Below are 25,199 nucleotides of genomic sequence, written 5' to 3' on the forward strand. Positions count from 1 at the left end.
ATTATGCAGCGAGATTCTTCGCGACAAACTCCCAGTTGACCAGCGCCCAGAAATGGTCCAGATAGTTTGGACGGGCGTTACGGTAGTCAATGTAGTAGGCGTGTTCCCACACATCCACAGTGAGCAGCGGCGTAGCGTCGGTGGTCAGCGGTGTTCCGGCATTCGATGTCGAAACAATGGCCAGTTTGCCATCGGCGTTTTTCACAAGCCACGTCCAGCCTGAACCAAAGTTCTTCACTGCGGCATCGGTGAATTTCGCTTTAAACTCAGCAAAGCTGCCAAATGCGTCGGCAATCGCAGCTGCTACTGCACCAGCAGGTTCGCCGCCTGCGTTCGGGGCCAGACAATGCCAGTAGAAGGTGTGGTTCCAGACCTGGGCTGCATTGTTCAACACGCCGCCCTCAGAGCTACGAATAATCTCTTCCAGCGTTTTGCCTTCAAGCGGGCTACCTTTGATCAGGTTATTCAGATTGGTGACATAAGCCTGATGGTGTTTGCCGTGATGGTACTCCAGCGTTTCCGCAGAAATATGCGGTGCCAGGGCGTCTTTTGCATACGGTAATGCAGGTAATTCGAACGACATTGCTTCACTCCTTATTGTTGTAATGCACTCAATAACCTTATTGAGTGTAAGGATAGGGTAGCAAATCGAAAGGGGATAAAAAAGAGAGAGTTACCCGCCGCCTGAGCGGCAGGTAAGAGATTAGCGGATGGTTTTTGGCGTAACCATTCTGCGGGCACCCACATAATGACGCTGCCAGTAATCTTCGCTTAATGAGGTAATCTGGATATCCTGGCCGCTGCGTGGCGACTGAATGAATTTGCCGTTGCCGACATAAACACCCACGTGGTCAGCGGTACCACGGCCCTGCGTACGGAAGAATACCAGATCGCCGCTTTCCAGTTCCGCAACGTTGACCGGAGACGCATCACGCAGGTGATACATTTCGTTCGCGGTGCGGGGAATGCGGAATTTCACCAGATCTTTATAGGCGTAATAGACCAGACCACTGCAATCAAACCCGGTCATCGGGGAGGTGCCACCCCAATGGTAAGGTTTGCCAATCTGATTCATCAGCTTGGACATGGCAGTTTTCTGTACTTTTTGGATACGGACTTTGTGCGCTTCGGAAAGAGCAACAGGTTTGCTGCTTTTCACTTTTACACAATGCGGCTTATGGCCTTTACGCTTTGTGCATTTTTCCGTCATAGCGGTAGCGGCGATGGGTTTCGTGCTGGTTTTACTGTGACGGGAGGAATTCTTACTGGTGGTTTTACTGCTGCTGGTCGACGTTTTTTTCGTCGCTGCTGCTTTCTTATTTCCGGCTTTAGCCGTTGTTTTTGTTTCGGTGCGACTGCTTTTCTTTGATGTTTTTTCTGTGGTGGTTTTTTTCTTACTCTCGGATGCTTTCGCCAGATGCGTTGTCTTATGCACGGCCGAACCTCGCGTTTGCTCGGAAGCACTCGCTAATGGCGTGAAAGTCAACGTGGTGAACAACAAAGCACAGAGCGTGATCGAAGCTGTATGAATTCGCGCCACTGAGCAATCCCCTGATAAGTGCAGGCATTCAATAATGCTTGCGTATGATTTAGAACCGCGTCGATTCTAATCTAAAAAAAGCCGAAAAGTTAATAGGGTTTTTGCATCTAAAACTGTGTTTCGTTAGCAAGCGCAAAAAAAATCGCCAATTGCCCCTGGAGGAAGGTCAAATAGTGAACTATTGCGTGCGGTAAAACGTGAGATAAATGACATTTTGAAAGCAACTTATCGCCACAGACGATAAAATAATGAGTGGTGAACAAAATGTTATTTTCGGTTACGCACCTTAACCGTTACAATGATGACTATCTGCCGAAAAGAAGTTGAAGGAAGCAAGACAATGAGCTCTACCCTTGAAAAAATCCAGCGCCAGATCGCTGAAAACCCGATTCTCCTGTATATGAAAGGCTCCCCGAAGCTGCCAAGCTGCGGCTTCTCTGCACAGGCAGTGCAGGCACTTTCCGCTTGTGGCGAACGCTTTGCTTACGTTGATATTCTGCAGAACCCGGACATTCGCGCCGAGCTGCCGAAATATGCAAACTGGCCCACCTTCCCACAGCTGTGGGTTGATGGCGAACTGGTAGGCGGGTGTGACATCGTGATTGAAATGTACCAGCGCGGCGAACTGCAGCAGTTGATCAAAGAGACTGCGGCGAAGTACAAATCCGAAGAGCCGGACGCGGAATAATCACCGCAATAAAAAAGCGACCTTCGGGTCGCTTTTTTTTATGCTTCGCTATCTGCGATGGGGAGTGGCCAGCCGCCCAAACGTTTCCAGCGGTTAACTATCTCGCAAAATAGCAGCGCGGTCTGCTCAGTGTCGTACAGCGCGGAGTGCGCCTGGGTTGCGTCAAAATTGATCCCGGCCGCGGTGCAGGCTTTTGAGAGCACCGTTTGACCCAGCGCCAGTCCGCTTAACGATGCGGTATCGAAAGTCACGAATGGATGGAACGGATTACGCTTAAGCGATGCACGCTCAGCGGCAGCCATCATAAAGCTGTGATCGAAAGTGGCGTTATGGGCCACCATAATGGCGCGATTACAGTTCTGATCTTTAATACCTTTACGCACCATCTTAAAAATTGCGTGTAGCGCATCGTGTTCACTGACGGCACCCCGTAGCGGGTTGCTCGGGTCGATACCGTTAAACGCCAGCGCTTCCGGCTGCAGGTTAGCCCCCTCAAAGGGTTCAACATGAAAATGCAGCGTGCTGTCAGGCATTATCCAGCCTTGCTCGTCCATTTTCAGCGTGATGGCAGCGACCTCCAGCAGTGCATCGGTTTTGGCGTTAAACCCGGCGGTTTCAACATCAATCACGACAGGGTAAAAACCGCGAAAACGGTCGCACAGACCGGTAAGTTGGGCATTATCGGACATCGGAGTCTCTTGCTAAGGGAAAATGGCAGCGCATTATGGCAAATTTTGCGAAGGGATGTAAAACAGCGGGCACCAGAGGCGCCCGTAAAGCATTAATTGCCCAAACCGCGTCCGGCATCTTTGGCTTCAATCAATTCGACCTTGTAGCCGTCAGGATCTTCAATAAAAGCGATAACCGTGGTGCCGCCTTTTACCGGTCCTGCTTCACGCGTCACGTTGCCGCCATTTTGACGAATACGCTCACAGGCTTCTGCCGCATTATCCACTTCAAGCGCAATATGACCGTAAGCGCTGCCCAGATCATATTTATCGACGCCCCAGTTATAGGTCAGTTCAATAACGGCCGTATCGGTTTCCGGGCCATAACCCACAAAAGCCAGTGAATATTTATATTCCGGGTTTTCGCTGGTACGCAGCAGTTGCATGCCCAGCACGTTGGTGTAGAAATCGATGGAGCGTTGCAGATCGCCAACGCGCAGCATGGTGTGAAGTAAGCGCATAATGTCCTCTTAAGCGTCAATGAATTTTCATTCGAAACAGAGTTTTAGTATAGCGGCGGATCCCTGCCGCTATCAATGAAGTGATTATAAAGAAGGGTAGTCGGTATAACCTTCCGCGCCACCGCCATAGAAGCTTTCCGGGCGTTGCGGATTCAGTTCAGCTTTGCGTTTCAGGCGTTCAACCAGGTCCGGGTTAGCGATGTAAGCACGACCAAAGGCCACGGCATCAATCAAACCTTTCGCAATCAGATCTTCTGCTTTTTCTACGGTGTACGCGCCCGCGCCAATGATCGGACCGTGGAAACGTTCACGCACTTTGCGACGGAATTCTTCGGTATAAGGCTGGCCGCCTGCCCAGTCTGGCTCGGACATATGCAGATAGGCAATCCCGCGTTTACCCAGCTCCTCGATAAAGTACAGCGCGTCTTCTTCTTCATTCGGGCCATTATCGGTGTTCTGGAAAGAACCGATAGGGGAGACGCGAATACCGATGCGATCCGCACTCCAGGCGGCGCTGACTGCATCGACGACTTCCAGCACCAGGCGGGCGCGGTTTTCGATGCTGCCGCCATACTGATCGGTACGCTGGTTGGCAGACGGTGACAGGAACTGGTGCAACAGATAGCCGTGGGCAGAGTGCAGTTCGACTAAATCAAAACCCGCTTCACGGGCGTTGATGACCGCCTGACGGAAATCATTGACGATGCCCGGGATTTCGCTGGTCTCCAGCGCGCGCGGCATCGAGGTGTCTTCACGGGTGGCGTTGCCGTTAGCGTCGCGCAGGGACGTGCGGGTGCCGGAACTGATCGCCGAAGGAGCAACAGGGGCCTGACCGCCGGGCTGCAGGCTGGTGTGCGAAATACGCCCGGTGTGCCATAACTGAACCGCCATATGGCCGTTTTCAGCATGTACGCCATCGGTGATTTTTTTCCATGCAGCAATTTGTTCCGGGCTGTGAAGGCCCGGCGCGCCGGCATAGCCTTTTGCCTGTGCGGAGATTTGGGTCGCTTCGCTGATGATAAGGCCGGAACTGGCGCGCTGGCGGTAGTATTCGCCCATCAGCGGGGTCGGGATATCGCCAGGTTCAATGCTGCGCAGACGTGTCAGCGGAGCCATCAGCACGCGGTTTGGGATGGTAATCGCGCCAATTTTCAGCGGCGTAAACAAATTACTGGACATACATTCTCCTGAATAGACCGGTCGACTAGTAATAGGGTAAATAAAAACGCCTGTTAAAGAGGCGCTGCAATAATCGTTTTCGCATGGGCCAGGGCGCTTTCCAGCGGCACGGCACTGCGTGAAATCTTAGCCTGCAGATTCGCGCCCAGCCACAGGGAATAGAGTACCTGAGCCTGCGTCAGCGCATCACCTGCCATTGTCAGACATTTATCATGGCGGCCATTTTCCAGCGCCTGCGCCAGTAAGGTGATAATGCCGCTGGCACCTTTGTCCATGGCTTCACGCATCGTTTCTGACAGGTCACACACCTCGGCAGAAAGTTTGACGGTCAGGCAACCGCTGATAATACCCTGCTCGCAAAATTGGATCAGCGTCTGCTGATAATAAGCGAGCAGGCGATCGCGATAGTTTCCCGCGCCCCTGGCAAAATGGTCTGCCAGACGCTGGTGATATCCGGCATAATGGCGTTCGAGCATCGCAACCCCGAACGCTTCTTTTGAGCGAAAATAGTGATAGAAAGAGCCTTTCGGCACTTCTGCTGTTTTCAGTAATTCGCTCAATCCCATTCCAGTAAAACCGCGGTGCATGCATAAGCGCTCGCCGGTTTCCAGCAGGTGTTCGCGGGTATCGTGTTCAGTATTTCTGCTCATGTGCACAATCTACTAGACCAATCGGTCTATTGCAAGTAGCAATACATGCGTTCTCAATCTTGCAGGTTCCGCGCGCGCAGTCTTCAATAAAGAGAGACAAATACCACAGGAGGCGTTGCGTGCCAGAACAACTGGAGTTTTTCCCCGTCCAGAGCCCGTGCCGGGGAATATGCCAGTCAGATGAGCGGGGATTTTGCCGTGGCTGTATGCGCAGCCGCGAAGAGCGGTTCAACTGGCAAACCATGAGCGATGCGCAAAAGCAGGATGTCCTTCGCCTGTGTCGTCAGCGCTTTTTGCGCAAATTACGGGCGAATAAACCCCTGCCGCCTGAAGAACCTGAGCAACCTTCACTGTTTTGACGCCATAATTGCGTATACTCATGGCAAATTATTGCTGAGGAAGTGGTTATGGTTCAGAGAATTACCCTTGCACCGCAGGGACCGGAGTTCTCCCGTTTTGTCATGGGTTACTGGCGACTGATGGACTGGAATATGTCTTCCCGTCAGTTGGTGAGTTTTATTGAGGAGCACCTGGATCTCGGCGTCACCACCGTCGACCATGCGGATATCTACGGCGGCTACCAGTGCGAGGCGGCTTTTGGCGAGGCCCTTAAGCTGGCTCCGCATCTGCGTCAACGCATGGAGATTGTCTCAAAATGCGGCATTGCCACCACCGCGCGCGCTGAGAATGCGCTGGGCCACTACATCACCAGCCGCGATCACATTATTGCCAGCGCCGAGCAATCTCTGGTGAATCTGGCGACTGAACGTCTGGACCTGCTGCTGATTCATCGACCGGATCCGCTGATGGATGCCGATGAAGTGGCTGAGGCCTTTCTGCATCTGCACCAGAGTGGCAAAGTGAGCTATTTTGGCGTATCGAACTTTACACCGGCGCAGTTCTCGCTGCTCCAGTCGCGTCTGCCGTTTACGCTTGCGACCAACCAGGTAGAAATTTCTCCGGTTCACCAGCCGCTCTTATTGGACGGTACGCTGGATCAGCTGCAGCAATTACGTATTCGACCGATGGCATGGTCATGTCTGGGTGGTGGGCGTCTGTTCAACGATGAGGCATTCCAGCCACTCCGTGACGAACTGGCGAAAGTCGCGCAAGAGTTGAATGCCCGGAGTATTGAACAGGTCGTCTATGCCTGGGTGATGCGTTTGCCGTCGCAGCCGCTGCCGATTATCGGTTCCGGAAAAATTGAACGCGTTCGTTCTGCGCTGGAAGCGGCAAGCCTTGAGATGACGCGCCAGCAGTGGTTCCGCATCCGTAAAGCAGCCCTGGGTTACGACGTTCCCTGATGAACATCTGAGTGACTTTCCGCCAAATCTTTTTCCCTGGTTTAAACTTACAGGGCAAAAGCTAAAAACGGAGGTCATATGAAGCGTTTTAGTCTGGCAATGTTGACACTGCTCGTCTGCGCCGGTGCGCAGGCGGCCAGTACCGAAGTGAAGATGAACCTCGTCACTGCCGAGGGGATGGGTCAGTCGGTCGGAGCGGTGAAAATCAGCGAAACCGATAAGGGGCTGAAATTTACGCCCGATCTGAAAGGGCTCCCGCCCGGTGAACATGGCTTTCATGTTCATGCTAAAGGGTCATGCGAACCTGCGATGAAAGAGGGAAAACCCTCAGCTGCCGAGGCGGCTGGTGGTCACCTCGACCCGGATAAAACCGGCAAACACGAAGGCCCGGAAGGGATGGGGCATTTAGGTGATTTGCCCGTACTGGTGGTCAACAATGATGGTAAGGCGACCGATGCGGTGGTTGCGCCGCGCCTGAAAAAACTCAGTGAAGTGAAAGATAAAGCCCTGATGATTCACGTTGGCGGCGATAACATGTCTGATTCGCCGAAACCGCTGGGCGGCGGCGGGGCGCGTTATGCCTGTGGGGTTATCCGCTAGCGGGATCGGCCAGTGTGCCTGCTGCCGGGGCTTGCTCCAGTTGCGATAAAGAGCAATATAATCGCCAGATAAGCGATGCCAGCTCCCGAGCGGCAGGCTGATGATGACGTGCCAGCGCATCACAAATCCGTTGCAGTTCGCCAAGCGTTACTGCCAGCGGGCGCTGTTGTACGCCACGTTCACTCATCACATCACGTAACAGGCTCAGACAAAGATCCCGCACTTTCGACAACGGATCTGAGCGTGCCTCCCAGTCGCGCAGTTGCCAGACGACGTGCGAACAGTTGAGCAACACCACCCCCCAGCGTAGCAACCAGCGGCGGGCAAGCGCGTCTTTGCTGTTACTCAACTGACTGATATGGTGATAAACCACAGACTCAAATTCATGCTCGCTCATGGTCGGAAGACGGCTGAGCTGGTCGACAAAGCCTCGCCGAAGCGCACGAATATGACGGCGGCTTTTGCGCGCATCTGAGCCGGGACGCAAAATGGCAAACGCCAGCCATGCCAGCCCTACGCCGAGAATTTTCGCCAGATCGTCATTTAAAAAATCTGCCAGGTCATAGACCGGGGGATTGGTCACCGAAATAAACGATCCCATAAAAACAATCAGTTGCCCCCACAGACCCGCCAGCTTTGGCATTTGTAGTTTGAGCAGTTGCATTGTGGTTAATAGCGGCAGCAAAAAAAGTAAGAACACCCATAAATCGCTGATCTGTACCATCAGGCCAAACTTGACGACAAAACTGAATAACGTAAGTAACGCGAGAGTGCGCAGAAGCAGCGTCAATGAATTAAACGGGGCGGGAGAAACTGAATACAATACGCAACTGATGGCGGCAAGCGTCAGCGCTGCATCACCGTACTCCCATTGACTGGTGATGGTCCATGCGCCCACCAGACTCAGGGCGCAGAAGGTGCGCATCCCGCTCCATAGCGCTTCGGCGTTATCGGTAAAGCGTGCCAGCGCCCGGCTTCGGGGCAGCGAAAACTCGGTTATCGGGGTGGCCTTTTCCAGTCGCGCCAGCCAGCGGCTGCTTGCAAGGTACAGGCGGCAAAAATATCGCAAGCGGTGCCAGAAGGCGCGATGCCGGTAATCGTAATCATCTTTCGGGGCCAGGGGAGCAATAATGCGCGCCACGCTATAAAAGTGTGCGCCGGGCCGGGCAAGTTCTGCCAGTAAGGTTTCGAGTATAGCCCGCGTATTATCCGGTGGATGCGGCCAGTTCAGGAGCAGTCGGCGCAGGCTCGAGATAACGCTGGTCAGACGTAACTGCTGATGGAGCAGGTGGTTGAGAAGCCGGTTCTGACGCCGAAAACGGTAGTGGCTCCAGAAAGCCTGAATGCGCAGCAAATTCATGGTCAGTATCTGCCCGATAACACTTTCATGAGCCGTGCGAATGGCGTCAGTTGTCTCCTGTTGCCAGAGCAGGCTGGCATGTTCGAGCAGACGCGTGTGCATCTTTTTCAGCGCGCTAAGTAACGCGGTACCATCAGATGTACTCGGCATAATCATCATCATCATGCCGCCACATCCGATCCCCAACAGCACTTCACAGACGCGGGCCTGGGCGATATCCCACAATTCGGTCGTGTCCGTAATATTGACCACCGGAAAGGCAATAATCGCCGCGGTGTATCCCGCAAGCTGGAAGGCGTAAGCGACGTTATTACTGAACTGCGCACAGGACCAGGTACAGAAACCTATCCACGCGGCCATCGCGGACAGGAATAGCCAGGGATCATTGAGCGTATGCCCGGCAATGATCATCGCCGCCGTCGCGCCCAGCAGGCTGCCCGCGACGCGACCCAGACTTTTACTGATTACCCCGCCCACGGTCGGAAAACTCACCACGGCGGCGGACGTCATTGCCCAGTAAGGCTCGTCAAGATTGAGGTAATAGGCGACGGTGAGGGCCAGACACATCGCGATACTGTTGCGCATGGCGTACCGCCACTGAGGGCGCGTCGCGGTAAGCCAGGGCAGGGTAAGCGCGATTTTCACTTCGCGCCGCCGATGGATACCGTGCATGTGGTCCCGGAGACCAGGGTCACATCCGCAGGCAGGGCGTCGAACTGGATTCGAACAGGCACGCGCTGGGCCAGACGTACCCAGGGTACGTTCGGCTTGATGTCCGCCACCAGGCCGCTGTCGGTTTCCACGCTCTGGTCATAAATTGCCCGGCCGATACTGGAGACGTGACCCTGTAACGTAATATTGTCGCTGTAGAGAACGATTTGTGCCGCGGCGCCCTCATGAATATGCCGCAATTTTGTCTCTTCAAAATAACCCACCACGTAAAAGGAGTGGCTGTCGACCAGCGCAAAAAGCGGTTGCCCGGCGGAGGCATAGTTGCCTGTGCGGGTGGAAAGGTTGGTTATCCAGCCGTCGACGGGCGCTTTGACCTGCGTCTGTGAAAGCTGCCACTGCGCCTGTTCAAGGGCGGCTTCGGCTGCATTAACGCTAGCCTGCATTGCCTTGACGTTAATATTGGCGGTATCGAGATCTTCTGCCGAAATATAGTTTTTCGACAGATGGCGACGACGGTTGGCTTCATTGTTGGCTTTGGACAAATCCGTCTGTGCCCGCGCCAGCTGTGCCTGGGCATTTAGCACAGCGATTTTGTACGGTGTTTCGTCGATACGGAACAAGATATCGCCCGCTTTCACCAACTGGTTATCCTTAATATTTAGCTCCGTAATGCTTCCTGACACCTGCGGCGTAATGCTGACCTGCTCGGCGCGGACTTTACCGTCGCGCGTCCAGGGCGCCTGCATATAGAAATTCCATAACCACCAGCCAGCGGCGAGTGCCACGGCCAGAACCAGTAACGTCGAAAAGTATTTAAGTGATTTCAGGCGCATAGTTACCACATGATCAAAAAGCCGAGAGACAGACTGATAGCGATCACGAACAGTGAGAGATCCATCAGGATGGGATGCCAGATATCCCCTGCGTACATCCAGTCACGCAGTAAGCGATGCAGAACCAGCCACACCATAAATCCCAGCAGTACTGCTTTAAAGATAGGGGGAAAATAAACCGAAGCGCCGAAGATCAGGTCCTGCAGGGGAAATTCCGGGGAGTGAATTGTCAGCGTCACAAGCGTTAGTCCTTTACAGAAAGATTCACCGGTTCATTTTGATGGCGCAGACCGCCAGACAGAGGTGTTAAGAATGGGCGAACACTGTGAATGCAGCAATGCATTTGTTTTAGCAATATAAATGCTGCACACTATTCTAAAATGAGTATAATAACTTAGCAAGCTAATTATAAGGAGATGAAATTGGAATCGCCATTAGGTTCTGATCTGGCACGCTTAGTGCGCATCTGGCGTGCTCTGATTGACCATCGCCTGAAACCTCTGGAATTGACGCAAACGCATTGGGTCACGCTGCATAACATTCATCAGCTGCCTCCCGATCAGTCGCAAATTCAACTGGCAAAAGCGATCGGCATCGAGCAGCCTTCGCTGGTGCGTACGTTGGACCAACTGGAAGAGAAAGGGCTTATCTCTCGCCAGACCTGTGCCAACGATCGCCGTGCAAAACGGATCAAATTGACAGAAAAAGCTGACCCGATCATCGAAGAAATGGAAACGGTGATTAAGCAAACGCGGGGCGAAATTCTTTCGGGTATTTCTCCGGAAGAGCTGGATTTGTTGATAAGCCTGATTGCCAGGCTGGAACAGAACATCAATGAGCTGCAGTCGCGAGACTAACGCTCAGCGGTAATTAAAAAGCCTCGCGTTTGCGAGGCTTTTTTTATCCCGACGTTTACGTCGTCGCCTGTTTAAGCGTAGAGGCGATTAACGCGGGGAAACGGTAACCTGACGACCATTGGTTGCCAGTGCGACACGCTGGCCTGCGACGAAACGGGAGTTCCCCTGTTTCTGCACAACCATAATGCTGCTGCCATCGTCTTTACGAATTTCCAGTTCCACACCCTGTGATTTATTCATCGCACCCTGCACGCTCTGACCGGCTACGCCACCTGCAACAGCACCCGCCGCTGTTGCCAGTGAACGCCCGGCACCACCACCCACGGTGTTACCCAGGAAGCCACCCAGTACCGCGCCACCCAAAGCGCCGACAACGTTGTTTTCATCGCCGCCCTGGATCTGTACCTGACGAACGTTGACAATGGTGCCGTAAGTGACATTTTGTACTTGTTTGGCTTCTGAGGCGGAATAGACATCTCCCGAAAGAGTATTGTCATTAACACAACCCGCCAGAGTAAATCCAACCAGCGTAACTGCCAGTGCACGTAACATCATCTATGAATCTCCTGTTCACCAAAACATGCTCTGCTGAGCATCCGTCATGGTTAAATTATATGGCATTTAGTCACATCGGGTCACATCTTCTGCCAAAACATAGCAAAAATAATAACAGTGATGGATTTAACCGGTCCTAAACGAGCAGATTATAAGCGTATAGCGCATTTTTTCATTCCGCGAACGCTGATTCGATTGTTAAAAAGTATTTGTAATCGATAGCTTTACAAAACGCTTTATGATGGAGTGAACGTCTAAAGCCCTACAACGAGGAAGGCGTATGAAATCGGGTCGCTATATTGGCGTAATGTCGGGAACAAGCCTTGATGGCGTAGATGTCGTGCTTGCCGCTATTGATGACAAGATGGTCGCCCAGCAGGCCAGCCTCACCTGGCCGATGCCCATTCCGCTGAAAGAGGCCATTCTGAGCATCTGTCAGGGCCAGCCGCTCACCCTGTCGCAACTGGGGCAACTGGATACGCGCCTGGGTAAGCTTTTTGCCGACGCCGTCCTTGCGTTGATGGAGCGAGAACATCTCAGTGCAAAAGATATCGTGGCTATTGGCTGCCACGGTCAGACTATCTGGCATGAACCCACCGGCGATGCGCCTCATACCCTGCAAATTGGTGATAACAATCAAATCGCCGCATTAACCGGCGTGACCGTTGTCGGGGATTTCCGCCGCCGCGATATTGCGCTTGGCGGGCAGGGCGCGCCGCTGGTTCCGGCGTTTCACCAGGCGTTGCTGGCACACCCCACTGAGCGCCGGATAGTGCTGAATATCGGCGGTATAGCCAATATCTCGCTACTTTTCCCGGATAAACCGGTTCGAGGGTATGACACCGGGCCGGGAAACATGCTGATGGATGCGTGGATTTGGCGTCAGCTTGGCAAGCCATACGATAAAGACGCCGGTTGGGCGAGCGGCGGGAAAGTCGTTTTACCGCTGCTGCAAACTATGCTCAGCGATCCCTATTTTGCTGCTCCGGCGCCGAAAAGTACCGGGCGCGAATACTTTAACTTTGGCTGGCTTGAGCGCCAGTTAACCGCTTTCCCGGCGCTTGACCCGCGCGATGTCGAAACCACATTGGTTGAACTGACGGCGGTGACGATTTCTGAACAGGTGCTGCTGTGCGGCGGCTGCGAGCGTTTACTGGTCTGTGGTGGGGGAAGCCGCAATCCGCTGTTGATGGCGCGCCTGTCTGCGTTGTTGCCGGGCACCGAAGTAACCACAACGGATGAGGCGGGAATCAGCGGCGATGATATGGAAGCTCTGGCTTTTGCCTGGCTTGCCTGGCGTACGCTGGCGGGATTACCGGGTAATTTACCCTCAGTCACGGGCGCATCGCAGGCCACTGTGCTGGGGGCTATTTATCCGGCTAATCCGCGACAGAATCAGAGTTAACTGACTTTCACCCGGGTTGCGTACCGTTAGACTCCGTTGTTTAAGGGGGACGTTATTCGCGTCCTCCATGACCAGGACAGTCTCGGGAAAATCTAATGAAAAGAGTGTTAGTCGCCTGCCTGCCCGCGCTTCTCGCCGGGTGTAGTTACTACAACCAGTTTGTTGAGCGCATGAATACGGATACGCTTAACTATCAGTGTGATGAAAAGCCGCTTACGGTGAAATTAAACCATCCTCGCCAGGAAGTGAGCTTTATCTATGACAATACGCCGCTAATCCTTAAGCAAGGTCTGTCGGCATCGGGGGCTCGTTATACTGACGGTATTTACGTTTTCTGGTCGAAGGGGGATAGCGCTACGGTCTATAAGCGTGACCGCATCGTACTGAATAACTGCCAGTTACAAAACCCGCGGCGTTGAGATTTTCGCAAGGGGGGGGCACAATAGCCCCACCTGATAATTCATCTTGCTAACGCCATGTCTGATAACGATCAATTGCAGCAAATCGCGCATTTACGCCGCGAATACACCAAAGGCGGCCTGCGCCGCGCCGATCTCCCCACCGAACCGTTGCCGCTGTTTGAGCGCTGGCTTGGTCAGGCGTGCGAAGCTAAACTCGCCGACCCGACCGCGATGGTTGTGGCGACTGTTGATGAAACCGGTCAGCCTTATCAGCGTATTGTGTTGCTCAAGCACTATGACGAGAAAGGGCTGGTATTTTACACCAACCTGGGTAGCCGCAAAGCCCACCAGATCGAGAAAAACCCGGCCATCAGTTTACTGTTTCCATGGCACATGCTGGAGCGCCAGGTCATGGTGATCGGTAAAGCTGAGCGTCTTTCTACTCTGGAAGTGGTGAAGTATTTCCACAGTCGCCCACGCGACAGCCAGATTGGCGCATGGGTCTCGCAGCAATCGAGCCGCATCTCCGCGCGCGGTATTCTCGAAAGCAAGTTCCTTGAACTCAAGCAGAAATTCCAGCAGGGCGAAGTTCCGTTACCCAGTTTCTGGGGCGGCTATCGCGTCAGCATCGAGCAGATGGAGTTCTGGCAGGGAGGCGCGCACCGCCTCCACGATCGTTTTTTATACCAGCGTGAAAACGACGCATGGAAAATTGATCGCCTCGCGCCGTAAACCCTGAAAAATGTTGCGCTAAGCGCTGGTGCTCCTGCATCCGGCGCTTTATTCTATGTAACTTTCGCAACTGGCGAAAAGTCGTGTACCGGCAGAGGTGCAGTCGTTTTAAATGGAGAATTTGATGGCAAGCAATAACTTGATTAAACAATTGCAAGAGCGCGGGCTGGTAGCCCAGGTGACGGACGAGGAAGCGTTAGCAGAGCGACTGGCGCAAGGCCCGATCGCGCTCTATTGCGGCTTCGATCCCACCGCTGACAGCTTGCATTTGGGGCATCTTGTTCCATTGTTATGCCTGAAACGCTTCCAGCAGGCCGGGCATAAACCTGTCGCGCTGGTGGGCGGCGCAACGGGTCTGATTGGCGACCCGAGTTTCAAAGCCGCGGAGCGTAAACTGAATACCGAAGATACGGTGCAGGAGTGGGTAGATAAAATCCGCAAACAGGTGGCGCCGTTCCTCGATTTTGACTGTGGCGAAAACTCAGCTATTGCGGCCAACAACTACGACTGGTTCGGCAGCATGAACGTGCTGACGTTCCTGCGCGATATTGGCAAGCACTTCTCCGTTAATCAGATGATCAACAAAGAAGCGGTCAAGCAGCGTCTGAACCGCGACGATCAGGGGATTTCGTTTACCGAGTTTTCCTACAACCTGCTGCAGGGTTATGACTTTGCCTGCCTGAATAAACTGCACGGTGTAGCGCTGCAAATCGGTGGTTCTGACCAGTGGGGCAACATCACCTCTGGTATCGATCTGACCCGTCGCCTGCATCAGAACCAGGTCTTTGGTTTGACCGTTCCGCTGATCACCAAGGCAGATGGCACGAAGTTTGGTAAAACCGAAGGTGGCGCTGTCTGGCTTGATCCGAAGAAAACCAGCCCGTACAAATTCTACCAGTTCTGGATCAACACTGCGGATGCCGACGTTTATCGCTTCCTGAAATTCTTCACCTTTATGGACATTGAAGAGATCAATGCCCTGGAAGAAGAAGACAAGAACAGCGGCAAAGCACCGCGCGCCCAGTATGTGCTGGCCGAACAGGTGACTAAACTGGTCCACGGCGAAGAAGGTCTGGTGGCGGCAAAACGCATTACCGAGAGCCTGTTTAACGGCAACCTGAGCGATCTCAGTGAAGCTGATTTCGAGCAACTGGCGCAGGACGGTGTGCCAATGATCGAGATGGAAAAAGGTGCGGATCTGATGCAGGCGCTGGTGGATTCAGAGTTGCAGCCGTCTCGTGGTCAGGCGCGTAAAACAATCGCTTCCAATGCGGTCACCATCAACGGTGAAAAACAGTCTGACCCGGAATATTTCTTCCAGGAAACCGACATTCTCTTTGGTCGCTATACGTTGTTACGTCGCGGTAAGAAGAACTATTGCCTGGTGTGCTGGAAATAAGTCAGATAAGTGATAAACGAGAAGGAGTGGGAAACCACTCCTTTTTTTTACGGCAAAAAAGCGGGAAATTAAATGCCTTCTGCGGCCAGCGCTGCGGCAACGGCCGGTCGAGAGGCGACACGTTGCATATAGGCGGCAATATGACCAGCCTGCGGGAAGTTCAGTTTCACGGCTACCGCCCAGCGCAACACTGTGAACAGATATGCATCGGCAATGGAAAAGTTTTCACCATTTATCCACTGTTGATTTGCCAGTGCCGCGTCAACATACTCCAGTTTCTTTTCCAGCAGGGCGCGGGCGGTCGGTTTGAACGCTTCCGGCGTATCCGGGCGAAACAGCGGAGTAAACCCTTTATGCAGTTCCGTCGCCACGAAATTCAGCCACTCCAGGGTCTTGTAGCGGCTCAGGAAACCTACCGGTGGCAGCAGGTCGCTTTTCGGCGCGCTGTCAGCCACATACTGCATGATCGCAACGCCTTCGGTTAACAGGGTGTTGGCATCAATGGCCAGGGCCGGGATCTGGCCTTTCGGGTTGATAGCCAAAAAGTCGTCGCCGTTCTCCAGACATTTTTTTGCCAAATCCACGCGCGCCAGTTCAAACTCTTTACCTGCTTCGCGCAGAACAATATGGGAAGCCAGTGAGCAGGCGCCGGGTTTATAAAACAGTTTCATTCTTCACTCCGTTGGTTGAAATCCGGCATAGGTTATTACCTGCAGGTATAAAAAAAAAGCCGTTAACGTGCGTTAACGGCTTTCTGTTGAAACTCTGCGCAGTCTTATGCTGTCGCGGCTTCCGACACTTTCGCGTCTTTATCACCGCTCTGGGTCATGCGGTTCAGTTTCGGCGCGGTGAGAATCATCAGCGCGGCGATAACAGCCGTCACAATACCGATTTGCAGGAATACGTGACCGTAGACGTCAAGTGACATCAATGGGTCGGTGACGTTTTCCGGGATAGCCATCTGATTAGCGACGTAGCCTGCGATAATATTCGCACCGGCGGTCGTCAGGAACCAGCTACCCATGATAAAGCCCATCAGACGTTGTGGAACGAGCTGTGCCACCATGGCGAGGCCCAGACCAGAAATCATCAGCTCACCGATACTCTGCAGCCCGTAGCTCGCAACCAGCCAGCTTACCGAGACGATACCGGCATCAGAGGCGAATTTCGCGCCCAGCGGCAGGATCAGAAACGCCCCGGAGCACAGCACCATACCGATGGCAAATTTGTACGGCATCGGCAGGGTATCGCCCATTTTGTTATAGATAGCGGCCAGGATCGGACTACCAATGATGATCCAGAACGGGTTCAGTGCCTGGAACTGTTCCGGCTCGAACGTGATACCCAGCAGGGTATGCTCAACGTTACGAATGGCGAAGAAGTTCAGAGACGTCGGCATCTGGCTGTACAGAATGAAGAAGACAATGGCCTGCAACATCAGGATGAAGGCGACGATCATTTTACGGCGTGCCGCACCCTGCAGAGCAAAGGTCTCTTTTGCGAAAATGCATACGATGCACAGTGCAACCACACCCAGAACCATACGTGCGATGCCCTGGTTATGCAGCAGCCAGGTGGCAATGGTAATCAGGATCGCGACACCGACGATGGTTGCCAGCAGGTAGCCCATACGAACCGGTTCGAAGTCAGGTTTAGAGCCGTAGTTTTTCACCCAACGTTTGCAGAACGCGAAGTTCACGATGGTGATCAGCAGACCAACGACGCTCAGAGCAAATGCGGTGCTCCAGCCAAACTGTGCGGCCAGCCACGGCGTAGCGAGCATAGAGAAGAACGAACCGACGTTGACGGACATGTAGTACATGGTGAATGCGCCGTCGAGACGCGGGTCATCTTTTGCGTAGCAGGTAGAGAGCAGGGAAGACGGGTTGGCTTTAAACAGACCATTACCGACTGCAATCGCCGCCATGCCCATATACACGATACCGGCATCGTGACCAGACCATGCAACCAGTGCGTAACCGATGGCGAGTACAATGGCACCCAGCATGATAACGCGCTTTGTCCCCAGGACTTTATCACCCAGCCAGCCGCCAATAGCGACAAGACCGTAAACCAGAGCGCTAAAAGATGAAAACAGTGTAATTGAGTCCGCTTCGGACATACCCAGTTGTTTTACCAGGTAAACAGCCATGATCCCCTGCAGGCCATAGAAGCCGAAGCGCTCCCACAGCTCGATGGAGAAGATCAAATAGAACGCTTTAGGTTGTTTGAAAGCGTTCAGACTCACGCTTTCGGTTGGTTTGTTTGCAGTTGACACATATACCTCTTTTTTTACATCCCATATTAACGGGGTGATTCGAGACGCGATGCCCAGTATTCATCGCGCTTATAATTATTGCGGGAGGGAAAACGGCGGGTAATGTTCCTGATCCTGGGATTCGAGGCAAGGCTTTTGTAATGATCTGTTACATTTATCTTTAACGATATTATAATCCAGCGGCAGAAATGTTATTCAGAGTTAAATTTCGCATGTAAATTAATGGCAGTTTTTTTCACTGATGAAGGGCGGTGAGATTTCCACAAAGGTGATATATTCTGCTGTAAAGCGGTAACTGTAGTTAATCAGCCTGGTCTGATTATAATTAATGGTCTTATGTGTTGGTTTGATCCCTGCATCCCCCTCTCTCACCAGGTTTTTATTAAGCCAAAGATCCTTTTTTTAACACCTGCGCATCAATGTGATAAAAATCACATTGCTGTAGAATTTTTTTTCATAAAAAAACATTGCCTCTGATTAAAAGCTAATAAGCAACAGATAATATGATTAAAAAGCGAGTTGAACGTTATAAAGCGCGTTATCAGGGAAACAATGCAGGTATGTCTTTTTACTTATGACAAGACATTAACTGCACAACCAAAAATTCCCGCCTATTGCCATGTGCATCAGAATGCAGTAGATCAATGTTTTCACGAATTTTTTCCTTTAAATGAGCAAGTCGATGGCAGTGTTACGCGATACTGTCCAACTTCTTTTCGCAAATCTTCGGAGTCCTTTCATGAACGTGCATTCGTGGCTTAACGCATTACATATCATCGCGGCGGTAATCTGGATTGGCGGAATTTTTGTGATGGCGACGGCTGCGGCCTGGTGCGCACAGGCAGGCGGGAAAAATGCACCAGCGGCGACCGCTCTGGCGGCATTTGTGCGCAGCTGGAGTCGTAAGGTCACGACGCCTGCGATGATCGTATTGTGGGTTATGGGGCTGGCGATGGTGCTGGCACACGGCCAGATGCCGCATTTGTGGCTGATTCTCAAACTGGTTGTGGTGGTGTTGCTGTCAGGCATTCATGGAATGTTATCTGCAACCTTGCGTCGTCTCGCTGGCGGTGAAATCGCGAAAGTACCGGGAATGGTACCACGCGCCACGACCTTCGTTATCGTGGCCGTGGCGGTCATCATTTTGCTGGTCGTCTTCAGACCGTTCTGAACAAAGGCGAATTCAGAGTTCGGTTTTGCTTTCGAATTCGCACAGATCTTCAATAATGCAGGAGCCGCAGCGTGGCTTACGGGCAATGCAGGTATAGCGACCATGCAAAATCAGCCAGTGATGGCAATCGACCTTAAATTCCGCCGGGACAACGTTGAGCAACTTTTCTTCAACCTGTTCGACGTTTTTCCCCGGCGCGAAGTGGGTGCGGTTACAGACGCGAAAAATATGCGTATCAACAGCAATGGTCGGCCAACCAAACGCCGTATTCAGTACCACATTCGCCGTTTTACGTCCGACACCCGGTAGCGCTTCCAGCGCCGCACGATCTTCCGGCACCTCGCCGCCGTGTTTTTCCACCAGAATACGGCAGGTCTTAATGACGTTTTCCGCTTTGGTATTAAACAGGCCAATGGTCTTGATATAGGACTTGACGCCCTCGACCCCCAGCTCAAGCATGGCGTGCGGGGTATTTGCAACCGGATAGAGCAGGGCAGTTGCTTTATTCACGCTAACGTCGGTTGCCTGCGCAGAAAGCAGTACCGCAATCAGCAGTTCAAAGGGTGAGTTAAAGTTAAGCTCTGTGGTCGGGTGCGGATTTGCATCCCGCAGGCGGGTGAGGATCTCCCGCCGCTTTGTTTTGTTCATCAGGCCTTCCCGGGCACCGTGTGCGCAGTGTCGTTGGCAATGGTCGCCGCGCGACGTTTCTTCGTTCTCTCGTCAATCAGATATTTGATTGCCAGCAGCATGCCAAGACCGATAAATGCCCCTGGCGGCAGCATGGCCAGCAGGAAAGACGAGTCGGTATGGAACACTTCAATACGCAAGACTTTCGCCCAGTTGCCGAGCAAGCCATCCGCGCCATCAAATAAGGTTCCGTTGCCGAGGATTTCACGAATCGAACCGAGTGTAAACATGGTACAGGTAGCCCCCATGCCGATGGAAAAACCGTCAAGGGCAGACAATCCTGGCCCTTTTTTTGCCGCGAAAGCCTCGGCACGCCCCACCACAATGCAGTTGGTGACAATCAACGGAATGAAGATACCGAGTGACTGATACAAACCATAGGCATAGGCGTTAATCAGCATCTGGACGATGCTCACAACGGAGGCGATGATCATCACGTAAATAGGGATACGGATTTCAGATGGCGTCCAGTGGCGTACCAGCGAAATCGTAAAGTTGGTCAGCGTCAGTACAAGCGTAGTGGCAAGGCCGAGGCCCAGCGCGTTGGTTGCCGTAGAGGTCACGGCCAGCAGGGGGCACATACCTAATAACTGAACCAGCGCGGAGTTATTCTTCCACAGCCCCTGGACAATAATGTCTTTAATTTCGCTCATGGTTACTCTCCACAGCTCGGTAAACTGGAAAGTTGCGCGGGTAGCGTTGACGCGTACAGCCCGGCGCGTTTCACCGCATTGACCACTGCTCGCGGGGTGATGGTCGCACCGGTAAACTGATCAAAATCGCCACCATCTTTTTTCACGGCCCAGTGCGGATCGCTGGCCCCTGCGATTTTCTTGCCAGCGAAATGGGTGATCCAGTCAGAAACACGCAGCTCTATTTTGTCACCCAGTCCCGGTGTTTCGTGATGTTCGGTCACACGGGTGCCGAGAATAGTACCGTTAAAATCGGCACCTACCAGCAGTTGAATAACGCCGGAATAGCCGTCTGGTGCGGTCGCTTCAATAACCGCTGCGACCGGCGTATCGTCTTTACGGGCGATATAGACCTTATGTTTGCCTTTCCCCAGCGCGGGCGCTTCGACCACGTAACAGCTCTCCTGCAAGGCGTTATTATAGATGTCGGCAGGCAATACCTGGCCAAACAATGCCTTTTGCTGCTGTACCGCCTGATCGGCAATGGTGGATTTGGTCAACAGGTGAATGGCTGCCGTCATTCCGGTTGAAGCCGCCGCGAACAGCGTCAACGTCATGCCGTATTTACGCATGGTATCTAGCATGGCGACTCCTTAACGATGGCCGTACACGCGCGGGCGTGTGAAGTAATCAATCAATGGCACGGTAATGTTTGCCAGTAGCACGGCGAACGCCACGCCATCCGGATAACCACCAAAGCTACGGATAAGCCAGACCAGCAACCCTGCAAGGGCACCGAAAATCAGACGACCTTTATTGGTGGTGGACGCGGTCACCGGGTCAGTCAAAATAAAAAACGCGCCCAACATGGTGGCACCTGAGAGCAGATGCAGTTGTGGCGATGCCAGACTTTGCGGTGAAAAAATCCAGCCCAGCGTTGAACATACCGTCAGCGAAACGAGGAAGGCTACGGGGATATGCCAGCGAATAGTTTTCTGCCACAGCAGGAAGAGACCGCCCAACAGATAACCCAGATTGACCCACTGCCAGCCTGCGCCCGCGAGCACGCCGCTGTAAATCGACGATTTGAGGATCTCATCAACCGGGTGACCGGCATGCAGCGATGTTTTGAAGGTATCCAGCGGCGTGGCCTGGCTGATGCCATCAATCCCCATCCGCAGACTGTCCATTGTGTGGCCGGTAGCGGCATGTCCGGTGAAGATGATTTGTACGGCGTCCATCAGGCCAGGAACCGTTTTGGCTATCTCAAAAGGCGGTAACCAACTGGTCATCTGTACCGGGAAGGAAATTAGCAGGACGACATAACCGATCATTGCCGGGTTAAACGGGTTATGCCCAAGGCCGCCATAGAGTTGCTTGGCAATGATGACCGCGAACACCGTACCCAGGACCACCATCCACCACGGGGCGAACGGCGGAATGCTGACCGCGAGCAGTAAACCTGTCAACAGGGCGGAATTATCTGCGAGGATGGCCCCCACATGCTGCTTACGCAACCGCAATACCAGCGCTTCCGCCGCCAGCGCACTCACGCAGGCAAGGATAATCTGCAACAGCGTTCCCCAGCCGAAGAACCAGAGTTGCGCTGCGATACCAGGCACAGTCGCAAGCACGACCAGCAACATAATACGCGATGTCTGACGCTGGTTATGGGTATAAGGGGAACTGGCAATTCTGAAAACCATTTAATCCTCGTTAACTGCTTGCTGAGCGGCTTTTTTTGCCTGAACCCGGGCGATAGCTGCCGCTACTGCCGCCTTTCGGGGATCGTCATTAGCAGCAGGGGCCGGTGCGGCCTGCTGCTGTAATTTTTTAGCCTTCGCGCGGGCAATAGCCGCTTCGACGGCTGCCTTTCGCGGATCGACGGGTTCAGCCGCAACGGGAGCTTCCGTTGGCACAACGACGTCGCTGGCCCCTTGCTGCTGTAATTTTTTAGCCTTCGCGCGGGCAATAGCCGCTTCGACGGCTGCCTTTCGCGGATCGACGGGTTCAGCGACAACGGGAGCTTCCGTTGGCACAACGACGTCGCTGGTCCCTTGCTGCTGTAATTTTTTGGCTTTCGCACGGGCGATAGCCGCTTCGACAGCTGCCTTGCGCGGATCGACTGGTTCGGCGTTAGTAGGAGCCGCCTGCGTATCTGAGGTTGCGGCTTTGCGGGCTTTAGCGCGTGCAATCGCCGCTTCCACGGCGGCTTTACGCGGATCGACAGTTTCGCTGGCGACAGCTGCGCTCTCCGGCACATCTTGTTGCTGCGCTTTTTCTGCCTGACGCGCGCGCGCCTGCGCCTTACGCGCCTCGCGGGCGGCAATCACCTCACTGTTATCCGGCACGCTTCCGGCCTCAACCACGATGGGTTGCGTGCGGGTGGCCTGTTTTTCACGCACGCGGGCGAGGGCCGCGTCAATGGCCTGCTGATCTTTTGCGGCGGGTTGAATGGCCGCTTTTTTGTGGCGCTCAGCGCGTGCGGCTTTTTCCCGCTCCAGACGGGCCTGGCGTGCCTCAAAGCGCGCTTTAGCTTCGGCGTTGCGCTTTTCTTCCTGCGAGATAGCGTAAATCTCGGCTTTTTCCTGACGGAAATACTGCACCAGCGGGATGTTACTCGGACAGACCCACGCACAGGCGCCGCATTCAATGCAGTCTGACAGGTTGTGTGCAGTGGCTTTGTCATGCTGCTGGCCTTTACTGAACCAGTAAAGCTGCTGCGGCAGCAGGTCCGCCGGACAGGCATCAGCACAGGCGCTACAACGAATACAGCCTTTCTCTTCCTGTTGCTCACCCATTTCACTGACGGAAGGGGCCAACAGGCAGTTGGTAATTTTGACCACCGGGACATCGAGCCAGGGCAGGGTAAAGCCCATTAACGGTCCACCCATGATAACCAGTTGTTCGGCGGACGGACAAAAGCCGGCGTGTTCGAGTAAATGACGCACCGGTGTTCCCAGCCGTGCCCAGATGTTTCCTGGCTTGCTCACGCTCTCTCCGGTCAAAGTCACTACACGTTCGGTGAGGGGTTCGCCGTCAATAATGGCGCGCTTAATGGCATAAGCGGTGCCGACGTTTTGCATCAGCACACCAATATCGGATGAACGACCGCCGTGAGGAACCTGCTTGCCGGTCAGAATTTGCGTCAGTTGCTTTGCACCGCCGGATGGGTATTTGGTCGGGATGACGCGCAGCTGGATATCATGCGAACCCGCCAGCACCGCACGCAGCATGGAGATAGCCTGCGGTTTGTTATCTTCAATACCGATCAGCACCTGACGGGGTTGCAGAATATGCATCAGGATGCGCACGCCTTCGACTATTTGCGCGGCGCAATCCTGCATCAGGCGATCATCAGCGGTGATATAGGGTTCACATTCGGCGGCATTGATAATCAATGTCTCAATAAGATCGCCGCCACTTTTCAGTTTCGCGCCGGTCGGGAAACCGGCGCCGCCCAGTCCGGCAACGCCAAACTGGTGAATACGCTCAATCAGCGCGTTGCGATCGCGCGAGCGGTAATCGCTCCAGCCGTCGCGTTCAATCCAGCGATCCTCACCGTCCGCCTCAATAATGACGCTCAGTTCAGGCAGCGCAGAGGGGTGCGCGGTAGAGTGGGGGGCTATGGCGACAATTTTACCTGAAGTCGGCGCGTGAACCGGCAACATACGCCCGCGACCACGGGTCAGGGGTTGACCACGGAGCACGCTATCGCCCACGCTGACGCACAGTTCACCCTCAGCGCCGATATGCTGTTTTAAAGGAATAACAAAACGCGTCGCCAGCGGAAGCTGGCGCAGCGGTGTACTGCTGGACTGTGTCTTCATTTCCGGCGGATGAATACCGCCGTGGAAATCCCACAGTTTGTTTTTGCGAAAAGCAGAAAATAACTTAAGCATGTTGTTCCACGGGAATGATGCGCACGGGAATGGCCTGCAGATCCCATTTCCAGCTGGCGGTGGTGGTTTCCACCGGACGCAGTTCAATACACTGCGTCGGGCATGGATCCACACAGAGGTTACAGCCGGTACAAAGGTCACTCATTACCGTGTGCATGGCACGGGTCGCGCCGACTATCGCGTCGACCGGACAGGCCTGAATACATTTGGTACAGCCGATGCAGTTCGCTTCATCAATAATGGCGAGCATGCGTACCGGTTCTGATACGACAACGTCGCCGTCGATGGGCTGCGGCTCTACATTTAACATTTCGGCGATTTTCAACATCACCGCTTCCCCGCCCGGTGCGCAGCGGTTAATTTTCTCACCCTGCAGGCCAACGGCCTCAGCATAAGGGCGACACCCCGGATAGCCGCATTGCCCACACTGGCTCTGCGGCAAAAGATCGTCAATTTTCTCGACGACGGGATCGTCTTCCACCGCGAAACGACGCGAGGCATATCCCAGTACAACACCAAACAACAACCCGAGTACGCTCAGGGCCGCGATGGCAATCCAGATTGCATTCATTACAACTTCACCAGACCACTAAAGCCCATAAAGGCCAGAGACATCAAACCGGCGGTAATGAGAGCAATCGCATTACCGCGAAACGGCGCTGGCACATCGGCGACGACAAGACGCTCACGGATGGCGGCAAACAGCACCATGACCAGCGAAAATCCAACGGCGGCGGAAAATCCGTACAGCGCGGATTGCAGGAAATTATGCCCGAGGTTGATATTCAGCAACGGCACGCCCAGCACCGCACAGTTGGTGGTGATAAGCGGCAGAAAAATCCCCAGCAGGCGATACAGTGCCGGGCTGGTTTTACGCACCACCATTTCGGTGAACTGCACCACCACGGCAATGACCAGAATAAATGCCAGCGTACGCAGATAGATGAGATCCAGCGGAATGAGCAACCAGGTGTCGATAATCCACGCACAGATAGACGCCAGCGTGATAACGAAGGTTGTAGCGAGACCCATACCCATTGCGGCTTCGAGTTTTTTCGAAACCCCCATAAATGGGCACAGGCCAAGAAATTTCACCAGTACGAAATTATTGACCAGAACGGTTCCGATAAATAGCAGCAGATAGTCTGTCATTATTTGGCCTGAA

At 53.6% G+C, this 25,199-nt stretch carries 29 protein-coding genes; 10 read left to right on the forward strand and 19 right to left on the reverse strand.

What is annotated here, in order from left to right; genetic code table 11:
* Position 1: 1 nt before the first annotated feature.
* Together sodB and L2097_RS04840 are read right to left on the reverse strand one after the other, a co-directional pair.
* Positions 2-583: a superoxide dismutase [Fe] gene (gene sodB / locus L2097_RS04835; RefSeq protein WP_250352233.1), complete on the reverse strand. Its 582-nt coding sequence runs from the start codon at positions 581-583 to the stop codon at positions 2-4.
* 120 nt (positions 584-703) lie between these two features.
* Positions 704-1,540, reverse strand: coding sequence for a C40 family peptidase (locus L2097_RS04840; protein ID WP_250352234.1), 837 nt, complete (start codon positions 1,538-1,540; stop codon positions 704-706).
* Positions 1,541-1,880: 340 nt separating this feature from the next.
* Between L2097_RS04840 and grxD the strand changes: the two genes are divergently transcribed.
* On the forward strand, positions 1,881-2,228 hold the full coding sequence (gene grxD, locus L2097_RS04845) for a monothiol glutaredoxin 4 (RefSeq protein ID WP_041851561.1): 348 nt from the start codon (positions 1,881-1,883) through the stop codon (positions 2,226-2,228).
* Between the two features lie 38 nt (positions 2,229-2,266).
* On the opposite strand, the gene rnt is transcribed toward grxD, so the two are convergent.
* The 4 genes from rnt to L2097_RS04865 all read right to left on the reverse strand — a co-directional run bounded on the left by rnt (position 2,267) and on the right by L2097_RS04865 (position 5,246).
* On the reverse strand, positions 2,267-2,917 hold the full coding sequence (gene rnt, locus L2097_RS04850) for a ribonuclease T (RefSeq protein WP_047370031.1): 651 nt from the start codon (positions 2,915-2,917) through the stop codon (positions 2,267-2,269).
* A gap of 92 nt (positions 2,918-3,009) precedes the next feature.
* Positions 3,010-3,417, reverse strand: a complete 408-nt coding sequence (gene gloA / locus L2097_RS04855; protein ID WP_047370032.1) for a lactoylglutathione lyase — start codon at positions 3,415-3,417, stop codon at positions 3,010-3,012.
* Positions 3,418-3,501: 84 nt separating this feature from the next.
* Positions 3,502-4,596, reverse strand: coding sequence for an alkene reductase (locus L2097_RS04860; RefSeq protein ID WP_047370033.1), 1,095 nt, complete (start codon positions 4,594-4,596; stop codon positions 3,502-3,504).
* A 53-nt stretch (positions 4,597-4,649) separates the two neighbouring features.
* Positions 4,650-5,246 carry a TetR/AcrR family transcriptional regulator gene (locus L2097_RS04865; RefSeq protein ID WP_047370034.1) on the reverse strand — a complete coding sequence of 199 codons (597 nt, stop codon included), beginning with the start codon at positions 5,244-5,246 and terminating at the stop codon, positions 4,650-4,652.
* Positions 5,247-5,365: 119 nt separating this feature from the next.
* Here L2097_RS04865 and L2097_RS04870 point away from each other — a divergent pair, with 119 nt between their 5' ends.
* The 3 genes from L2097_RS04870 to sodC all read left to right on the forward strand — a co-directional run bounded on the left by L2097_RS04870 (position 5,366) and on the right by sodC (position 7,150).
* Positions 5,366-5,605 (forward strand): DUF1289 domain-containing protein, encoded by a 240-nt coding sequence (locus L2097_RS04870; protein ID WP_047370035.1) that lies wholly within the window; start codon positions 5,366-5,368, stop codon positions 5,603-5,605.
* A 48-nt stretch (positions 5,606-5,653) separates the two neighbouring features.
* Entirely contained in the window at positions 5,654-6,550 is an 897-nt protein-coding gene (locus L2097_RS04875; protein WP_250352235.1) for an aldo/keto reductase, read from the forward strand.
* A gap of 78 nt (positions 6,551-6,628) precedes the next feature.
* The gene (gene sodC / locus L2097_RS04880; RefSeq protein WP_250352236.1) at positions 6,629-7,150 is read left to right on the forward strand and encodes a superoxide dismutase [Cu-Zn] SodC; all 522 of its coding nucleotides are present in this window, start codon (positions 6,629-6,631) and stop codon (positions 7,148-7,150) included.
* Here sodC and L2097_RS04885 read toward each other — a convergent pair.
* From L2097_RS04885 to L2097_RS04895, 3 genes are read right to left on the reverse strand one after another with little or no spacing between them, the layout of a single operon-like run.
* Positions 7,140-9,182 carry an FUSC family protein gene (locus tag L2097_RS04885; protein WP_250352237.1) on the reverse strand — a complete coding sequence of 681 codons (2,043 nt, stop codon included), beginning with the start codon at positions 9,180-9,182 and terminating at the stop codon, positions 7,140-7,142. The genes sodC and L2097_RS04885 overlap by 11 nt on opposite strands.
* Positions 9,152-10,015: an efflux RND transporter periplasmic adaptor subunit gene (locus L2097_RS04890; RefSeq protein WP_250352238.1), complete on the reverse strand. Its 864-nt coding sequence runs from the start codon at positions 10,013-10,015 to the stop codon at positions 9,152-9,154. The genes L2097_RS04885 and L2097_RS04890 overlap by 31 nt, the downstream gene beginning before the upstream one ends.
* A 2-nt stretch (positions 10,016-10,017) precedes the next feature.
* Positions 10,018-10,254: a DUF1656 domain-containing protein gene (locus tag L2097_RS04895; RefSeq protein WP_047370040.1), complete on the reverse strand. Its 237-nt coding sequence runs from the start codon at positions 10,252-10,254 to the stop codon at positions 10,018-10,020.
* 177 nt (positions 10,255-10,431) lie between these two features.
* Between L2097_RS04895 and slyA the strand changes: the two genes are divergently transcribed.
* A complete protein-coding gene (gene slyA / locus L2097_RS04900; RefSeq protein ID WP_047370041.1) occupies positions 10,432-10,872 on the forward strand; it encodes a transcriptional regulator SlyA in 441 nt (146 codons plus the stop codon).
* An 87-nt stretch (positions 10,873-10,959) separates the two neighbouring features.
* On the opposite strand, the gene slyB is transcribed toward slyA, so the two are convergent.
* Positions 10,960-11,427, reverse strand: a complete 468-nt coding sequence (gene slyB / locus L2097_RS04905; protein WP_047370042.1) for an outer membrane lipoprotein SlyB — start codon at positions 11,425-11,427, stop codon at positions 10,960-10,962.
* Between the two features lie 280 nt (positions 11,428-11,707).
* On the opposite strand from slyB, the gene anmK reads away from it, so the two are divergent.
* The 4 genes from anmK (at position 11,708) to tyrS (ending at position 15,364) form a co-directional block, all read left to right on the forward strand.
* Positions 11,708-12,832, forward strand: coding sequence for an anhydro-N-acetylmuramic acid kinase (anmK, locus tag L2097_RS04910; protein WP_250352239.1), 1,125 nt, complete (start codon positions 11,708-11,710; stop codon positions 12,830-12,832).
* Between the two features lie 95 nt (positions 12,833-12,927).
* Complete coding sequence (mliC, locus tag L2097_RS04915; RefSeq protein WP_085007299.1) at positions 12,928-13,251, forward strand: C-type lysozyme inhibitor; 324 nt, start codon at positions 12,928-12,930, stop codon at positions 13,249-13,251.
* 57 nt (positions 13,252-13,308) lie between these two features.
* Positions 13,309-13,965: a pyridoxamine 5'-phosphate oxidase gene (pdxH, locus tag L2097_RS04920; RefSeq protein WP_047370045.1), complete on the forward strand. Its 657-nt coding sequence runs from the start codon at positions 13,309-13,311 to the stop codon at positions 13,963-13,965.
* A gap of 124 nt (positions 13,966-14,089) precedes the next feature.
* Positions 14,090-15,364 carry a tyrosine--tRNA ligase gene (gene tyrS, locus L2097_RS04925; RefSeq protein ID WP_047370046.1) on the forward strand — a complete coding sequence of 425 codons (1,275 nt, stop codon included), beginning with the start codon at positions 14,090-14,092 and terminating at the stop codon, positions 15,362-15,364.
* A gap of 68 nt (positions 15,365-15,432) precedes the next feature.
* Here the strand turns inward: tyrS and gstA are convergent, their stop codons facing one another.
* Both gstA and dtpA read right to left on the reverse strand, forming a co-directional pair.
* Positions 15,433-16,035 (reverse strand): glutathione transferase GstA, encoded by a 603-nt coding sequence (gene gstA / locus L2097_RS04930; RefSeq protein WP_250352240.1) that lies wholly within the window; start codon positions 16,033-16,035, stop codon positions 15,433-15,435.
* Positions 16,036-16,139: 104 nt separating this feature from the next.
* Positions 16,140-17,642 (reverse strand): dipeptide/tripeptide permease DtpA, encoded by a 1,503-nt coding sequence (dtpA, locus tag L2097_RS04935; protein ID WP_229220657.1) that lies wholly within the window; start codon positions 17,640-17,642, stop codon positions 16,140-16,142.
* A gap of 739 nt (positions 17,643-18,381) precedes the next feature.
* Here dtpA and L2097_RS04940 point away from each other — a divergent pair.
* Positions 18,382-18,813: a CopD family protein gene (locus tag L2097_RS04940; RefSeq protein WP_047373255.1), complete on the forward strand. Its 432-nt coding sequence runs from the start codon at positions 18,382-18,384 to the stop codon at positions 18,811-18,813.
* Between the two features lie 12 nt (positions 18,814-18,825).
* Here L2097_RS04940 and nth read toward each other — a convergent pair whose 3' ends face one another.
* Genes nth through rsxA form a run of 7 tightly spaced genes read right to left on the reverse strand, consistent with a single transcriptional unit; the run spans position 18,826 to position 25,186 of the window.
* Positions 18,826-19,461, reverse strand: a complete 636-nt coding sequence (nth, locus tag L2097_RS04945) for an endonuclease III (RefSeq protein ID WP_047370049.1) — start codon at positions 19,459-19,461, stop codon at positions 18,826-18,828.
* Positions 19,461-20,153, reverse strand: coding sequence for an electron transport complex subunit E (locus tag L2097_RS04950; RefSeq protein ID WP_085007302.1), 693 nt, complete (start codon positions 20,151-20,153; stop codon positions 19,461-19,463). The genes nth and L2097_RS04950 overlap by 1 nt, the downstream gene beginning before the upstream one ends.
* A 2-nt stretch (positions 20,154-20,155) precedes the next feature.
* Positions 20,156-20,776, reverse strand: coding sequence for an electron transport complex subunit RsxG (gene rsxG / locus L2097_RS04955; RefSeq protein WP_250352241.1), 621 nt, complete (start codon positions 20,774-20,776; stop codon positions 20,156-20,158).
* A 9-nt stretch (positions 20,777-20,785) separates the two neighbouring features.
* Positions 20,786-21,838: an electron transport complex subunit RsxD gene (gene rsxD / locus L2097_RS04960; RefSeq protein ID WP_085007303.1), complete on the reverse strand. Its 1,053-nt coding sequence runs from the start codon at positions 21,836-21,838 to the stop codon at positions 20,786-20,788.
* On the reverse strand, positions 21,839-24,034 hold the full coding sequence (gene rsxC, locus L2097_RS04965; RefSeq protein ID WP_250352242.1) for an electron transport complex subunit RsxC: 2,196 nt from the start codon (positions 24,032-24,034) through the stop codon (positions 21,839-21,841).
* Positions 24,027-24,605, reverse strand: a complete 579-nt coding sequence (gene rsxB / locus L2097_RS04970; protein ID WP_047370054.1) for an electron transport complex subunit RsxB — start codon at positions 24,603-24,605, stop codon at positions 24,027-24,029. Before rsxB ends, rsxC begins: the two co-directional genes overlap by 8 nt.
* Complete coding sequence (rsxA, locus tag L2097_RS04975) at positions 24,605-25,186, reverse strand: electron transport complex subunit RsxA (protein WP_041851535.1); 582 nt, start codon at positions 25,184-25,186, stop codon at positions 24,605-24,607. The genes rsxB and rsxA overlap by 1 nt, the downstream gene beginning before the upstream one ends.
* Positions 25,187-25,199 lie beyond the last annotated feature (13 nt).

The sequence above is a fragment of the Citrobacter sp. MNAZ 1397 genome, assembly GCF_023613995.1.
GTDB lineage: Bacteria > Pseudomonadota > Gammaproteobacteria > Enterobacterales > Enterobacteriaceae > Phytobacter > Phytobacter ursingii.

Excerpts from the sequence above, each read along its gene's own strand:
- sodB (WP_250352233.1), bottom strand. The coding sequence starts at position 583 with ATGTCGTTCGAATTACCTGCATTACCGTATGCAAAAGACGCCCTGGCA.
- grxD (WP_041851561.1), top strand. The coding sequence starts at position 1,881 with ATGAGCTCTACCCTTGAAAAAATCCAGCGCCAGATCGCTGAAAACCCG.
- rnt (WP_047370031.1), bottom strand. The coding sequence starts at position 2,917 with ATGTCCGATAATGCCCAACTTACCGGTCTGTGCGACCGTTTTCGCGGT.
- gloA (WP_047370032.1), bottom strand. The coding sequence starts at position 3,417 with ATGCGCTTACTTCACACCATGCTGCGCGTTGGCGATCTGCAACGCTCC.
- L2097_RS04860 (WP_047370033.1), bottom strand. The coding sequence starts at position 4,596 with ATGTCCAGTAATTTGTTTACGCCGCTGAAAATTGGCGCGATTACCATC.
- L2097_RS04865 (WP_047370034.1), bottom strand. The coding sequence starts at position 5,246 with ATGAGCAGAAATACTGAACACGATACCCGCGAACACCTGCTGGAAACC.
- L2097_RS04875 (WP_250352235.1), top strand. The coding sequence starts at position 5,654 with ATGGTTCAGAGAATTACCCTTGCACCGCAGGGACCGGAGTTCTCCCGT.
- sodC (WP_250352236.1), top strand. The coding sequence starts at position 6,629 with ATGAAGCGTTTTAGTCTGGCAATGTTGACACTGCTCGTCTGCGCCGGT.
- L2097_RS04885 (WP_250352237.1), bottom strand. The coding sequence starts at position 9,182 with ATGCACGGTATCCATCGGCGGCGCGAAGTGAAAATCGCGCTTACCCTG.
- L2097_RS04890 (WP_250352238.1), bottom strand. The coding sequence starts at position 10,015 with ATGCGCCTGAAATCACTTAAATACTTTTCGACGTTACTGGTTCTGGCC.
- slyA (WP_047370041.1), top strand. The coding sequence starts at position 10,432 with ATGAAATTGGAATCGCCATTAGGTTCTGATCTGGCACGCTTAGTGCGC.
- slyB (WP_047370042.1), bottom strand. The coding sequence starts at position 11,427 with ATGATGTTACGTGCACTGGCAGTTACGCTGGTTGGATTTACTCTGGCG.
- anmK (WP_250352239.1), top strand. The coding sequence starts at position 11,708 with ATGAAATCGGGTCGCTATATTGGCGTAATGTCGGGAACAAGCCTTGAT.
- mliC (WP_085007299.1), top strand. The coding sequence starts at position 12,928 with ATGAAAAGAGTGTTAGTCGCCTGCCTGCCCGCGCTTCTCGCCGGGTGT.
- pdxH (WP_047370045.1), top strand. The coding sequence starts at position 13,309 with ATGTCTGATAACGATCAATTGCAGCAAATCGCGCATTTACGCCGCGAA.
- tyrS (WP_047370046.1), top strand. The coding sequence starts at position 14,090 with ATGGCAAGCAATAACTTGATTAAACAATTGCAAGAGCGCGGGCTGGTA.
- gstA (WP_250352240.1), bottom strand. The coding sequence starts at position 16,035 with ATGAAACTGTTTTATAAACCCGGCGCCTGCTCACTGGCTTCCCATATT.
- L2097_RS04940 (WP_047373255.1), top strand. The coding sequence starts at position 18,382 with ATGAACGTGCATTCGTGGCTTAACGCATTACATATCATCGCGGCGGTA.
- nth (WP_047370049.1), bottom strand. The coding sequence starts at position 19,461 with ATGAACAAAACAAAGCGGCGGGAGATCCTCACCCGCCTGCGGGATGCA.
- L2097_RS04950 (WP_085007302.1), bottom strand. The coding sequence starts at position 20,153 with ATGAGCGAAATTAAAGACATTATTGTCCAGGGGCTGTGGAAGAATAAC.
- rsxG (WP_250352241.1), bottom strand. The coding sequence starts at position 20,776 with ATGCTAGATACCATGCGTAAATACGGCATGACGTTGACGCTGTTCGCG.
- rsxD (WP_085007303.1), bottom strand. The coding sequence starts at position 21,838 with ATGGTTTTCAGAATTGCCAGTTCCCCTTATACCCATAACCAGCGTCAG.
- rsxC (WP_250352242.1), bottom strand. The coding sequence starts at position 24,034 with ATGCTTAAGTTATTTTCTGCTTTTCGCAAAAACAAACTGTGGGATTTC.
- rsxB (WP_047370054.1), bottom strand. The coding sequence starts at position 24,605 with ATGAATGCAATCTGGATTGCCATCGCGGCCCTGAGCGTACTCGGGTTG.
- rsxA (WP_041851535.1), bottom strand. The coding sequence starts at position 25,186 with ATGACAGACTATCTGCTGCTATTTATCGGAACCGTTCTGGTCAATAAT.